This is a genomic window from Stenotrophomonas sp. YJH_SMC_135 (assembly GCF_059372355.1).
This window is the reverse complement of the sequence record NZ_JCAFVN010000002.1, coordinates 561,233-573,794: the sequence shown is the minus strand read 5'-3', so window position 1 is coordinate 573,794 and position 12,562 is coordinate 561,233. Positions and strand designations below refer to the sequence as shown.

General features: G+C 67.6%; 8 protein-coding genes. 2 read left to right on the top strand and 6 right to left on the bottom strand.

Translation table 11 applies throughout. The annotated features are described in order from the left end of the window. Window positions 1–2,292, bottom strand: a complete 2,292-nt coding sequence (locus AC5P98_RS09195) for an NADP-dependent malic enzyme (protein ID WP_014648356.1) — start codon at window positions 2,290–2,292, stop codon at window positions 1–3. Window positions 2,293–2,522: 230 nt separating this feature from the next. Continuing rightward, window positions 2,523–3,866 carry a dicarboxylate/amino acid:cation symporter gene (locus AC5P98_RS09190; protein ID WP_014648357.1) on the bottom strand — a complete coding sequence of 448 codons (1,344 nt, stop codon included), beginning with the start codon at window positions 3,864–3,866 and terminating at the stop codon, window positions 2,523–2,525. A gap of 332 nt (window positions 3,867–4,198) precedes the next feature. On the opposite strand from AC5P98_RS09190, the gene AC5P98_RS09185 reads away from it, so the two are divergent. Then, window positions 4,199–5,368 carry an OprO/OprP family phosphate-selective porin gene (locus AC5P98_RS09185; RefSeq protein ID WP_032959491.1) on the top strand — a complete coding sequence of 390 codons (1,170 nt, stop codon included), beginning with the start codon at window positions 4,199–4,201 and terminating at the stop codon, window positions 5,366–5,368. 66 nt (window positions 5,369–5,434) lie between these two features. Beyond that, the gene (locus AC5P98_RS09180) at window positions 5,435–8,077 is read left to right on the top strand and encodes a hybrid sensor histidine kinase/response regulator (RefSeq protein WP_049408085.1); all 2,643 of its coding nucleotides are present in this window, start codon (window positions 5,435–5,437) and stop codon (window positions 8,075–8,077) included. Between the two features lie 637 nt (window positions 8,078–8,714). On the opposite strand, the gene AC5P98_RS09175 is transcribed toward AC5P98_RS09180, so the two are convergent. Genes AC5P98_RS09175 through AC5P98_RS09160 form a run of 4 tightly spaced genes read right to left on the bottom strand, consistent with a single transcriptional unit; the run spans window position 8,715 to window position 12,519 of the window. Beyond that, window positions 8,715–9,365, bottom strand: a complete 651-nt coding sequence (locus tag AC5P98_RS09175) for a response regulator (protein ID WP_014648360.1) — start codon at window positions 9,363–9,365, stop codon at window positions 8,715–8,717. Window positions 9,366–9,393: 28 nt separating this feature from the next. Beyond that, a complete protein-coding gene (locus AC5P98_RS09170) occupies window positions 9,394–10,449 on the bottom strand; it encodes an ABC transporter substrate-binding protein (RefSeq protein WP_014648361.1) in 1,056 nt (351 codons plus the stop codon). Then, window positions 10,446–11,837 (bottom strand): sensor histidine kinase, encoded by a 1,392-nt coding sequence (locus AC5P98_RS09165; RefSeq protein ID WP_049405085.1) that lies wholly within the window; start codon window positions 11,835–11,837, stop codon window positions 10,446–10,448. Before AC5P98_RS09165 ends, AC5P98_RS09170 begins: the two co-directional genes overlap by 4 nt. Continuing rightward, entirely contained in the window at window positions 11,830–12,519 is a 690-nt protein-coding gene (locus tag AC5P98_RS09160; protein ID WP_049405080.1) for a response regulator transcription factor, read from the bottom strand. Before AC5P98_RS09160 ends, AC5P98_RS09165 begins: the two co-directional genes overlap by 8 nt. Window positions 12,520–12,562 lie beyond the last annotated feature (43 nt).

Here is a 12,562-nt window from a genome sequence, read left to right as displayed (position 1 = left end):
TTATGCCTTCTTTTCCGCTTCCAGCTGCTTGCGGATCTGCGCATCGACCGCCGCGATCGCGGTCATGTTCAGGATCCGGCGCGAAGTGGCGCTGGTGGTCAGGATGTGCACCGGCTTGTTCACGCCCATCAGGATCGGGCCGATCGCCACGCCATCGGTGAACACGCGCACCAGGTTGTAGGCGATGTTGGCCGCTTCCAGGTTCGGCAGCACGAACAGGTTGGCGCGGCCCTGCAGGGTCGAGCCAGGCAGCAGCTTCTGGCGCAGCGCTTCATCCCATGCGGTGTCGCCCTGCATTTCGCCGTCCACGTTCAGGCGCGGGTTGCGCTTGAGCAGCAGCTCGCGCACCTGGCGCATCTTCAGCGCGTCCTTCGAATCGTGGCTGCCGAAGTTGGAGTGCGACAGCAGCGCGACCTTCGGCTCGATGCCGAACAACTTCATGCGGTAGGCCGCCTGCAGGGTCGCTTCGCACAGCTGCTCGGCGGTCGGGTCTTCCTGCACGTGGGTATCGACGAAGAAGAACACGCCCTGCTGGTTGATCACGCCGGTCATCGCCGAGGTCGAGGTGACCTTCGGCTCCAGCGGCAGCACGCTGCGCACGTAGCCCAGCTTCTTGTGGAAGCGGCCGACGATGCCGGTCAGCATCGCATCGGCTTCGCCACGCGCCACCATCACTGCTGCGATCAGGGTCGGGCGCGAACGCATCAGGTTCTTCGCCGCGGCCACGGTCACGCCACGACGGCCGGTCAGGCCATGGTAGTACTGCCAGTATTCGTTGAAGCGCGGGTCATCGTTGATATTGGTGACTTCAACGTTCTCGCCGATCTTCAGGCGCAGGCCGAGGCGCTCGATGCGCGATTCGATCACTTCCGGGCGGCCGATCAGGATCGGGTGCGCCAGGCCGTCATCGACCACGTTCTGCACCGCCTGCAGCACCACTTCCTCTTCGCCTTCGGCGTACACCACGCGCTGCTTGTCGCTGCGCGCGCGGTCGTAGACCGGCTTCATCATCAGGCTGGTGCGGTAGACGAACTGGGCCAGCTTGTCGCGGTAGGCGCCCATGTCGTCGATCGGGCGCGAGGCCACGCCCGAGTCCATCGCGGCCTGGGCCACGGCGGCCGACAGCTCCACCAGCAGGCGACGGTCGAACGGACGTGGGATCAGGTATTCACGGCCGAAGCTCGGGGTGTCACCGCCATAGGCCGAGCCCATGTCGGTGGCGGCGCGGCGGGCCAGTGCAGCGATGGCACGCACGCAGGCGATCTTCATTTCCTCGTTGATCGCGGTGGCGCCCACGTCCAGCGCACCACGGAACAGGTACGGGAAGCACAGCACGTTGTTGACCTGGTTCGGGTAGTCCGAACGGCCGGTGCCGATGATCGCGTCCGGACGGGCGGCGCGCGCCAGTTCCGGCATGATTTCCGGGGTCGGGTTGGCCAGTGCGAAGATCACCGGATCCGGCGCCATGGTCTTGACCATGTCGGCGGTCAGGATGCCCGGCGCCGACAGGCCCAGGAAGATGTCCGCGCCGTCGACGATCTCGGCCAGGGTGCGCTTGTCGGTGTCGCGCGCATAGCGCTGCTTTTCCGGATCCAGGTCGGTACGGCCGGTGTGGATCACGCCCTCGCGGTCGAAGGCCAGGATGTTTTCCGGCTTCAGGCCCAGCTGCACCAGCATGTTCACGCAGGAAATGCCGGCCGCGCCCATGCCCGTGGTCGCCAGCTTCACGTCCTCGATCTTCTTGCCGGTGATCGCCATGGCGTTGAGCACCGCCGCGCCGACGATGATCGCCGTGCCGTGCTGGTCGTCATGGAACACCGGGATCTTCATGCGCTCGCGCAGCTTGCGCTCGACCACGAAGCATTCCGGCGCCTTGATGTCTTCCAGGTTGATGCCGCCGAAGGTCGGTTCCAGCGAGGCGATGATGTCGACCAGCTTGTCCGGGTCGGTCTCGTCGACTTCGATGTCGAACACATCGATGCCGGCGAACTTCTGGAACAGCACGCCCTTGCCTTCCATCACCGGCTTGCCGGCCAGCGCGCCGATGTTGCCCAGGCCCAGCACCGCGGTGCCGTTGGAGATCACCGCCACCAGGTTGCCGCGGGCAGTCAGCTCGCTGGCCTGCTGCGGGTCGGCCTTGATCGCTTCACAGGCGTACGCCACGCCCGGCGAATACGCCAGCGACAGGTCGCGCTGGGTCAGCATGGGCTTGGTAGCGGAAACCTTGATCTTTCCCGGCGGGGACATCCGGTGGTAATCGAGGGCGGCCTGTTTGAAATCTTCGTTGGACATCGATGTGGGTTACATGAATGGGCAGAAGGGACAGGGGATGATACCCCCGTTGGAGCGTCTGGACCTGTCGCTATCCTGTCGCAAGCATGCTGCGACCGCACAATTCCGTGCCGTATGCGACGGTACCGCGATGTCAGCTTCGGCGTTGCCCATGACAGCCATGGGACGCCCTGAAACGCCGCGGGGCCGTACCACTGTCGTGACCGGCCCCGCGGTACCACACACCTGGATCAGCCCTTGGCCGGCAGTGCCTCGGGCAGCGCATCGACCGGCGGCGGCAGTTCGCTTTCGCGGCCATCCAGCGCCAGCTTCAGGCGGTTGCGGTCCAGCGCGCCTTCCCAGCGCGAGACCACCACGGTGGCCACGGCATTGCCGATGAAGTTGGTCAGCGAGCGGCATTCGCTCATGAAGCGGTCCACGCCCAGGATCAGCGCCATGCCGGCAACCGGCACTTCCGGCACGACGGCCAGGGTGGCGGCCAGGGTGATGAAGCCCGCGCCGGTGACGCCGGCCGCGCCCTTGGAGCTGAGCATGGCGACCAGCAGCAGGGCGATCTGGTGGCCCAGGGTCAGTTCGGTGTTGGTGGCCTGGGCGATGAACAGCGCCGCCAGGGTCATGTAGATGTTGGTGCCGTCCAGGTTGAACGAGTAGCCGGTCGGGACCACCAGGCCCACCACCGACTTGCTGCAGCCGGCGCGTTCCATCTTCTCCATCAGCGACGGCAGCGCCGACTCCGACGACGAAGTGCCGAGCACCAGCAGCAGTTCGGCCTTCAGGTAGCGCGCCAGCTTGAACACCGAGAAGCCGCACAGGCGGCAGACCACGCCGAGGATCACCGCCACGAACAGGAAGGCGGTGAGGTAGAACGAGCCCACCAGCCAGGCCAGGTTGATCAGCGAGCCGACGCCGTACTTGCCGATGGTGAAGGCGATCGCACCGAAGGCGCCGATCGGGGCGGCCTTCATCAGGATGTGCACCAGCTTGAACACCGGAGCGACCAGCGCCTCCAGGAAGTTCAGCACCGGCTTGCCCTTCTCGCCCACCATCGCCAGCGCGATGCCGAACAGCACGGCCACGAACAGCACCTGCAGGATGTTGCCGTCGACGAACGCGCTGAGCAGCGTCTTCGGGATGATGTCCATCAGGAAGCCGACCAGGGTCAGGTCGTGCGACTTCTCGACGTAGCTGTGCACCGCGGTCTGGTCCAGCTCGGCGGGGTTGATGTTCATGCCGGCGCCGGGCTGCACCACGTGCGCCACGATCATGCCGACGATCAGCGCCAGCGTGGAGAAGAACAGGAAGTACGCCATCGCCTTGGCAAAGACCCGGCCCACCGTACGCAGGTGGGTCATGCTGGCGATGCCGGTGACGATGGTGAGGAAGATCACCGGCGCGATGATCATCTTCACCAGGTTGATGAAGGCATCACCGAGCGGCTTCATCTTCTCGCCGATCAACGGCTCGTAATGGCCGAGGATGGCGCCCAGGACGATCGCCACGATCACCTGGAAGTACAGCTGGCGATAGATCGGCAACGGCTTTGCAGGCACCGGTGCTGCGGTCGGGATGTGCATGGCGGACTCCGGAAGGGGCGTTTTCAGGCACGTACGGCCCCGGAGCTGCACGGGAACCGTTACCGTGGAAACTGTTCGCAGGCCCTGTGCAGCACGCACAGGAGGTGCGACCAATGGACGCCTTTGTACGCGCCAGGCACGCCAGCGCAGATAACCTATTGGTACTAGCCTCCCGGTTCAGGTGGCACAGGTGCCTACACTGGCGCCGCACCGCCCGATCCTGGGGAGGCTGGTGGCCCGGGCTGAACGGCTGGGTGAGTCTTTGCGAAAGTTCCGGCCCTTGCGGCCGTTGATGTCCTGTCCACACGCAATCTGAGAGAGCCGCACCCAACATGCGCCCGAATCCCACCTTGCTGGCCCTGTCGCTGGCCGCCCTTCCCGCCTTCGCCTCGGCCGCCGATTTCGACAACTGGCCGACCAAGTACACCTTCGGTGATGGCACCGAGCTGGCGGCCACCGCCAACATCGCCTACGACTACAACGACTTCTCCTCGGCCAGTGGCCTCGAGGACGACGATGCCGTGCGCCGCAAGGAATTCGGCGCGACGCTGAAAAAGAAGGGCGTCTACGATGCGATGGTCTACTACGACTTCCAGGCCGATACCTGGCTGGACGTGTTCGTGCGCTTCGAGAGCAAGGCCTTCTTCGGCCGTGACGTCGGCCGCTTCCGCTTCGGCTACATGAAGACCCCGGTCGGCCTGGATGCGAACACCTCTTCGCGTGCCGGCAGCTTCCTGGAAACCTCGCTGCCGGTGCAGGCCTTCTACGAAGGCCGCCGCACCGGCGTGGAGTGGGTGCTGGAGCGCCCGCAGTACCTGCTGCAGGCCGGGGCCTATGGCGGCAAGGACCTGCAGGGCGACAACCCCGGCACCACCCAGGCGGTGCGTGCGGTGTGGACGCCGGTGAAGGCACCAGGCGATGTGATCCACCTGGGCCTGGCCTACTCGCAGGAAAACCCGCGTGGCTACAGCGATGGCCGCGACGTGCATCACGAGGCCAGCGCCCGCCTGCGCGCGCGCCCGGAAGCCGGCCTGACCGACATCCGCTACGTCGATTCCGGTGCGCTGGTCACTGCCGACCAGATCCGCCGCACCGGCCTGGAAGGCATCTGGATCCGGGGCCCGTTCTCGCTGCAGGCCGAAGCGCTGCGCGCTACGGTCACCCGTCATGACGGCAAGCCCGACTACACCGGCAGTGGCCAGTACGCGATGGCCAGCTGGGTGCTGACCGGCGAATCGCGCCCGTACAACGCCGGCGCGGTGGCCAACATCAAGCCGGCGCACAACTACGGCGCGGTCGAACTGCTGGCCCGATACAGCCGTCTCGACCTGGACGATGGCAGCATCCTCGGCGGCCGCCAGCACGACCTGACGCTGGGCGCGAACTGGTACCTGACCAGCCACTTCAAGTTCCAGGCCAACTACGTGAAGGTCGACGCCAGCCGTCGTGGCGTGCACAGCACGCCGGAGATCTTCGAACTGCGCGCGCAGATGCACTTCTGACCCCTTCCACGTCAGACCCCGGCGGGCGTGCACGCCACGCCCGCCGGCCCTGCGTAGACTGCCGCCATGTACTGGCTCAGCCGCCACCGGATGCTGTTGCTGACCCTGCTGGTGATGGTCGGCGGTACCGTGCTGTGCGCGGTCGCCGCCGGTCATTACGCCTGGCGGCGCGCGCTCGGCGAGGAAAGCAGCCAGGTGCAACGCCAGCTGCAGCTGTATGGCCAGGGCCTGCAACAGCGCATCGACCGCTTCGGCACCTTGCCGCAGGTGCTGGCACTTGACCCGGATCTGCTGCATGCACTGCGCGTGCCGCCCTCGCCCAGCGAACGGCAGCGGCTGAACCTCAAGCTGCAACGCGCCAACGAAGTCACCCGTGCCTCGACCCTGACCCTGGTCGGCCACGACGGTGTGGCGGTGGCGGCCAGCAACTGGGACCAGCCGACCACCAACGTCGGCGAGAACTACAGCTACCGCCCCTACTACCGCCAGGCGCTGGCGCAGGGCCGTGGCCGCTTCTACGGCATCGGCATGACCACCGGCGTGCCCGGCTATTACCTTTCGCAGGCCATCGAAGAAGACGGCAAGCGGCTGGGCGTGGTGGTGATCAAGGTCGAGTTGTCCGCGCTGGAACAGGAATGGCTGAGCAGCCCCGACGTGGTGCTGGCCAGCGACGACCACGACGTGGTGTTCCTGGCCAACCGGGACAGCTGGCGCTACCGGCTGCTGCGCCCGCTGGGGGCCGATGAGCGCCGCGAGATGCTGGACGCCCGCCAGTACGCCGACCGCGCATTGCAGCCCCTGCGCGCACGCACCGAAGACGTGCTGGCCGATGGCGGCCGCATGGTGCGCCTGCTGGACCCGGCGCTGCCGCAGCCGATGCTGTGGCAGAGCCTGCCGCTGCCCGCCGAAGGCTGGAACTTGCACCTGCTGCACGATGCCGGTGCCGCCACCGGCGCCGGCCGCGCCGCAGCACTCACCGGTGGCGCTGCATGGCTGGCGCTGGGCTTCCTGGTGCTGTTCGTGCAGCAGCGCCGGCGCCTGGCCAAGCATCGCCTGCGCAGCCGCCGCGAGCTGGAAACCCTGCTCAAGCAGCATGCACAGGAACTGCGTACCGCGCAGGATGGCCTGCTGCAGGCCGCCACCGATGCCGACAGCGGCCTCAGCCGCAGCCTCGAACACCTGCCGCAGGGCGTGGTGGTGATCGACCGCGAACTGCGCCTGGTCGCGTGGAATTCGCGCTATCTGGAACTGTTCCGCTTCCCGCAGGACCTGGTTCGCGTCGGCCGGCCGATCGAGGAACTGTTCCGCTTCAACGCACGCCGTGGCCTGCTTGGTCCGGGCCCGGTCGATGAAGCCATCGAGCGCCGCCTGAACCACCTGCGCAGCGGCCGCCCGCACATGCGCGAGAGCGAAAAAGACGATGGCACCGTGCTGGAAATCCGTGGCAACCCGCTGCCCGACGGCGGCTTCGTCACCAGCTATGCCGACATCACCAGCTACAAGAACGCCGCGCGCGAACTGCGCTCGCTGGCCGATGCGCTGGAACACCGCATCGCCGAGCGCACACATGACCTGGAGGAAGCACGCCGCGAAGCCGAGCAGGCCAACCGCTACAAGACGCGATTCGTCGCCTCGGCCGTGCACGACCTGCTGCAGCCGCTCAACGCGGCGCGCATGTTCGTCTCGGTGCTGCGCGGCAAGCTGGGCGACCCGGCGCAGCAGCAGACTGCGGACCACATCGATGCTGCACTGGCCGCGCAGGATGCGATCCTCAATAGTCTGCTGGATATCGCGCGCCTGGAATCCGGCAGCCTGCCGACCCGAGTGCAGGCGTTCCGGCTCGGGCCTTTGCTGCAGACGCTGGCGCGCGAATTCGGCATCGCCGCACAGTCGCGTGGCCTGGTGGTCGACTGGGTCGATACCGATGCGGTAGTGGTCAGCGATGAAGCCCTGCTGCGCCGAATCCTGCAGAACTTCCTGTCCAACGCGCTGCGCTACAGCGAACGCGGCCGCGTGCTGCTCGGCTGCCGTCGCCGTGAAGGCATGCTGTGGATCGAGGTGCACGACCAGGGCCCCGGCATTCCCGACGCGTTGCAGGGCGAGATCTTCGAGGAGTTCCGCCGCCTGCACGACGGCCAGCAGCGCGGCGCCGGCCTTGGCCTGGCCATCGTCGATCGCATCGGCCGCCTGCTTGGGCATCCGATCCGGCTGCGCTCGCAGCTGGGCCAGGGCAGCGTGTTCGCGGTGGGCGTGCCGTTCGGCGAAGCCAGCGCGATTCCCGCTACTGCTCCTGTGCCGGTGCTGGTGCAGGAACCGGCAGCGGACAACCCGCTTCGCGGTCGCCGGGTATGGGTGATCGACGACGATCCGCACGTGTGCGCGGCCAGCCGCGCGCTGCTGGAGCGCTGGGGCTGCGAGGTGGCGCTGGCCGATGGCCCACAGGCGGCGCTGCAGCTGGCAGCAACAGGCGCAGTACCGGAGCTGGTGCTGCTGGATGTGCGCATGGGCGATCACCATGGGCCGGTGCTGTACGAGACATTGGCCGAATTGTGGCAGGCCCGCCCGCCGGTAGTGCTGGTTACTGCCGAGCGCGATGCGGGATTGCGTGAGATGGCCGCCGAACGCGGCTGGGGGATGATGGCCAAGCCGGTGAAGCCGCCGGCGCTGCGGGCACTGATGAGTCAGTTGCTGATCCGCCATCGCGGGTAGTTTCCAGCCAACGGCGCAGCCCCTCGTGGGTGGTGTCTGGGTGGTCGCGGAAAGCAGAAGCCGCGGGTGGGCCGGTCGGGTTGGGTACGCGGGGGACGCCGTGAATCCGTCCCTGGAGGCTTGGCAGCCGCTTGCTCGTGTGCGCTGTCCTGCGCACACGGCAAGACCCGGGTTGGGCGTCCTGCCCAACCCGCCCGAGGCATGCCTCGGGCCCATGCGGCTGACACCCCCGCGCACCCAACCCGACCGGCCTCCGACAGATTTCGGTGGCCTGCACCCACGGAGAAGAAAATAAGATCAAAAGCGGGTCGCGCGCTGCGCTTGCTCGTGTAGAGCCGAGCCCATACTCGGCTTCACGGACCGGCCAGAAAGCAGCCGAGCGTGGGCTCGGCTCTGCAAAAAGCGGCCTGTCAGGCTGCCTTTGCTTTTGATCTTCTTGTCTCTTCCGTGGGTGGATGCGCACGGAACCTGTCCGTGGCCGGGCAGGTGGGCTGCGCAGGGGCGTGAGCCGCATGGATGCGGCGACCGAGCTTACAGGGATGTACTTGCAGCGGCCCCTGTGCAGTCCACCTGCCCGGCCTCACCCATGAACTGCTCTACGTGTCCACCCACGAGGGGCTGCGCCGTTTGCTGGAAACTACAGCCCGATGCCGGCGTCGCCCTCGGGCTCCAGCGCCTTCACCAGCACCGCCGCCTGTGTGCGGCTGTGGCACTCGAGCTTCTTCAGGATGGCGGTGACGTGCACCTTCACCGTGTTCTCGGCCAGCCCCAGGGTGTAGGCGATCTGCTTGTTGAGCAGGCCATCGGCCAGGCAGAGCAGCACGCGGAACTGCTGCGGGGTCAGCTGGGCCAGGCGGCTGGCCAGTAGTGCATCGGCCTCGGAACGCTCGGCGGCCATCGCCGGGAACCACAGGCCGCCATCGAGTACTGCCTGCACGGCCTCGCCGATGGTCTCGGCCGGCGCGGACTTCGGGATGAAACCGGCGGCGCCGAACTGCTGGGCACGGCGGATCACCCGCGGATGGTCGTTGGAGGAAAGGATCACCACCGGGATGTCCGGATGCGAGCCGCGCACGTGCAGCAGCGCGGAAAAACCGTGCGCGCCGGGCATGGTCAGGTCGAGCAGCACCAGGTCCACGTCCGGCTGTGCGTCGAGCGCCTCGGCCAGCGCATCGGCACTGGCCACCTCGCGCACCTGCGCCAGCGGCAGGCTCTGCCGCAAGGACTGCACCACCGCCGAACGCAGCAGCGGGTGGTCGTCGGCGATCAGGATGGTGTATTCGCTCATGCCGCCATTGTACGGGCAGGCCGGAGCCTCAGCGCCCCGCCGGCTCGACGCTGCTGCGCCAGGCATCGAGGAACTGGCGGCGCTTGAGCGCATCCAGGTACACCAGCAGGCCCGGGCCGAGCTGGATCGGACGCCGGCTGCGGCCGGGCGCATCGTCGCCACGTGCGTTGCCGGTCACGATCGGCATCAGCCGCGCCTCGCGCGACAGCACCTGCTGGCCACGGGGCGACAGCAGGTAGTCGAGGAAGCGCCGCGCTTCTTCCGGGTGTGGGCCGGTACGCGGAATCACCGCGGTGCGCAGCACCACCAGCGTGTAGTCCTCAGGCTCGACGATGGCCAGTGGCGCGCCGGCATCGACCCGTGCCTGCGCGTAGGAACCAAGCACGTTGTAGACCAGCGACAGCTCGCCGCTGGCCACCTTGTCCAGCAGCACGCCGGTGCGCTCTTCGCGCACTACGTCGTTGTCGCCGAGCGCCCCCAGCAGCGCGCCGGCGATGCTGCCGCGCTGCGCATCCTGGGTTGCCAGCAGGTAGCCGACACTGCTGCGCTCGATGTCATAGGTGCCGACCCTGCCGCGCAGCGGTGCACCTTCGGCACGCAGCCGGTCCAGCAGCTGGCGGCGCGTGTGCGGCACCTTTGCCGAAGGCATTGCGCGGGTGTTGTAGACCATCACCACCGGCTCGTAGCTGATGCCGAAGGCCTCGTTGCGCCACTGCGCCCAGGCTGGCAGCGCAGCGGTCAGCGCCGAGCGATGTGGCAGCGCGTGGCCATCGTTGACCAGCTTGGTCTGCAGGTCCATGCCGCTGGAGATCAGCAGGTCCGGCGATGCCGGTCCACCGCGGTCGTGCAGGTAACGCGCGTACAGGTCCTGGGTGATGATGTCCTCGTACACCACCTCGGTGCCCGGGTGCAGCCGCTGGTAATCGGCAATCACCACCGCGAACACTTCGATGTCGGTAGTGCCGTGAATGCGCAGCTGCGCGGTGGCCGCCCCCTGTGCGGGAAAACGACGCACATCGCCGGGCGCGGCCAGCACCGGCAGGGCCAGCAGCAGGGCAACGGCCGTGGCAAACAGGCGGATCATGGACTGCTCCGTGGCAGGCGGATGGTGGCGATCAGCCCGCCCTGCGGGCGGTTGCTGAGGTCGATGCGGCCGCCGTGGCTGTCGACCACCCGCTTGACGATGGCCAGGCCCAGCCCGGCACCGCCGGATGGCGCGCCTTCGCCACGCGCGAAGCGCTCGAATACGCGTTCGGCATCGGCAGCCGCGATGCCTGCGCCATGGTCGGCGATGGTCAGCACGGCCTGCCCGCTTTCCACGGTCAGCGCGATCTGCAACGGGCCGTCGCCGCCGTACTTCAACGCGTTGTCGACCAGGTTCTTGATTGCCTCGCGCAGCAGCAGCGCGTCGCCATGCACCTGCACCGGCTCGGCAGTCATCGCCAGTTGCACGCGCGGTGCCGGGCTTGCCTGCGGCAGTGCTTCATGCAACGCCTGGTGCACGGTCTCGGCCAGATCCACCGCCGCAAAGCGCTGCAGGTGCGAACGATGGATCACGCTGGCATCGCTGAGCAGCTGGTTGAGCAGCCGGCTCATATGCGTGGCGTTGCGCTCGATCGCCTGCAGGCTGCGTCGCATGTCCTCCGGATCGTCATCATCCAGCGCCAACTGCGCCTGAGCTCGCAATGCCGCCAGTGGCGTGCGCATCTGGTGTGCGGCCTCGGCCATGAACGCGCGCAGTGTCTCGTTGCTGCTGGACAGGCGCTCCATGAAGCGGTTCAACGCGGCCACCATCTGGTCCATCTCGCGTGGCACGCGGGCATCGAGCGGCTTCAGGTCGGACGGCTCGCGGCGCGACAGCTCGCGCTCCACCCGCACCAGCGGCCGGAACGCACGATGCACGCCGAACGCCACCAGCGCCAGCAGCAGCCCAGACAACACACCGATCGCCAGCAATGCACGATTGACCATGTCCTGCGCAACGGCTTCGCGCGCGCGCCGGGTCTGGCCCACCTGCACCTGCACCTCGCCCTGTGCCGAGGCCGCGGCGAAACTGCGGCCGACCACCACGAAGCGCACGGTTTCGCCGCTGTAGGGGGCGTCGAACAGCTGCGGCTGGGTACCGGGCCTGCGCGGCGGTGTCGGCAGATCACCGTAGCCGGTGATCAGCGTGCCGCGGCTGTCGGCCACCCGGTAGAACACGCGGTCCTCCGGCGCCATCGCCAGCAGGTCCAGCGCCGCATAGGGCAGATCGACCTGCCACTGGCCGTCGACCAGGGCCACCGAATCGGCGATGGACAGCGCCGAGGACACCAGCAGGTGATCGTAGGATCGGTTGGCGGCGCGCTGGCCGTAATCGCGTGCGGCGAACAGCAGGGCCACCGCGAACACCGCCAGCAGCACGCCGAGGTAGAGCAGCAGCGTGCGCCGCAGCGAACCCGGCGCCGCAGTCGCAGCACGCGTGTCAGGCATCGGCGTCGGCATGGGTATCGCTGGCTTCCAGCAGGTAACCGACGCCACGCACCGTGGTGATGCGCAGCGGCGCGCCCGCCAGCTTCTTTCTCAGGCGACCAACGTACAACTCGATGGCATTCGGGCCCGCTTCGTCATCGAAACCAAACAGGCCGTTGCCGATCTCGTCCTTGCCGACCACCTGGCCAAGACGGCCGACCAGGATCTCCAGCAGGCGGTACTCGCGATTGGGCAGTTCGATCGGCTCCCCGTCGAGGCTGACCCGGTGCGCCGCGTTGTCGAACTGGAAGCCGCCAATCTGCACCACTTCGCTGGCCTGGCCGCGCGCACGCCGCAGCAGCACGCGGCAGCGCGCTTCGAACTCGCGGAAATCAAACGGCTTGCCCAGGTAGTCGTCGGCCCCCACATCCAACGCCTGCACGCGATCTTCGATGCCGTCACGCGCGGTCAGCATCAGCACCGGCGTGCTGTCACCGCGCTCGCGCATGCCGGCCAGCACGCGCAGGCCATCGAGCTTGGGCAGGCCGATGTCCAGCACCACAAGGTCGAAGCTCTGGTAGCGCAGCACGCTGGCAGCGGCCAGGCCATCGGCCTGCCAGTCCACGGCGTGCCCGCTGCGGCGCATCCGGCGGATGATCGCATCGGCCAGATCCGGATTGTCTTCGACCAGCAGCAGGCGCATGGGCACACGGGTGGGAGGGGAACCGAATGCTACCGCATGCCGC

Coding starts and splice junctions, on each gene's coding strand:
- AC5P98_RS09195 (WP_014648356.1), bottom strand. CDS start 2,292: ATGTCCAACGAAGATTTCAAACAGGCCGCCCTCGATTACCACCGGATG.
- AC5P98_RS09160 (WP_049405080.1), bottom strand. CDS start 12,519: ATGCGCCTGCTGCTGGTCGAAGACAATCCGGATCTGGCCGATGCGATC.
- AC5P98_RS09190 (WP_014648357.1), bottom strand. CDS start 3,866: ATGCACATCCCGACCGCAGCACCGGTGCCTGCAAAGCCGTTGCCGATC.
- AC5P98_RS09165 (WP_049405085.1), bottom strand. CDS start 11,837: ATGCCTGACACGCGTGCTGCGACTGCGGCGCCGGGTTCGCTGCGGCGC.
- AC5P98_RS09170 (WP_014648361.1), bottom strand. CDS start 10,449: ATGATCCGCCTGTTTGCCACGGCCGTTGCCCTGCTGCTGGCCCTGCCG.
- AC5P98_RS09185 (WP_032959491.1), top strand. CDS start 4,199: ATGCGCCCGAATCCCACCTTGCTGGCCCTGTCGCTGGCCGCCCTTCCC.
- AC5P98_RS09175 (WP_014648360.1), bottom strand. CDS start 9,365: ATGAGCGAATACACCATCCTGATCGCCGACGACCACCCGCTGCTGCGT.
- AC5P98_RS09180 (WP_049408085.1), top strand. CDS start 5,435: ATGTACTGGCTCAGCCGCCACCGGATGCTGTTGCTGACCCTGCTGGTG.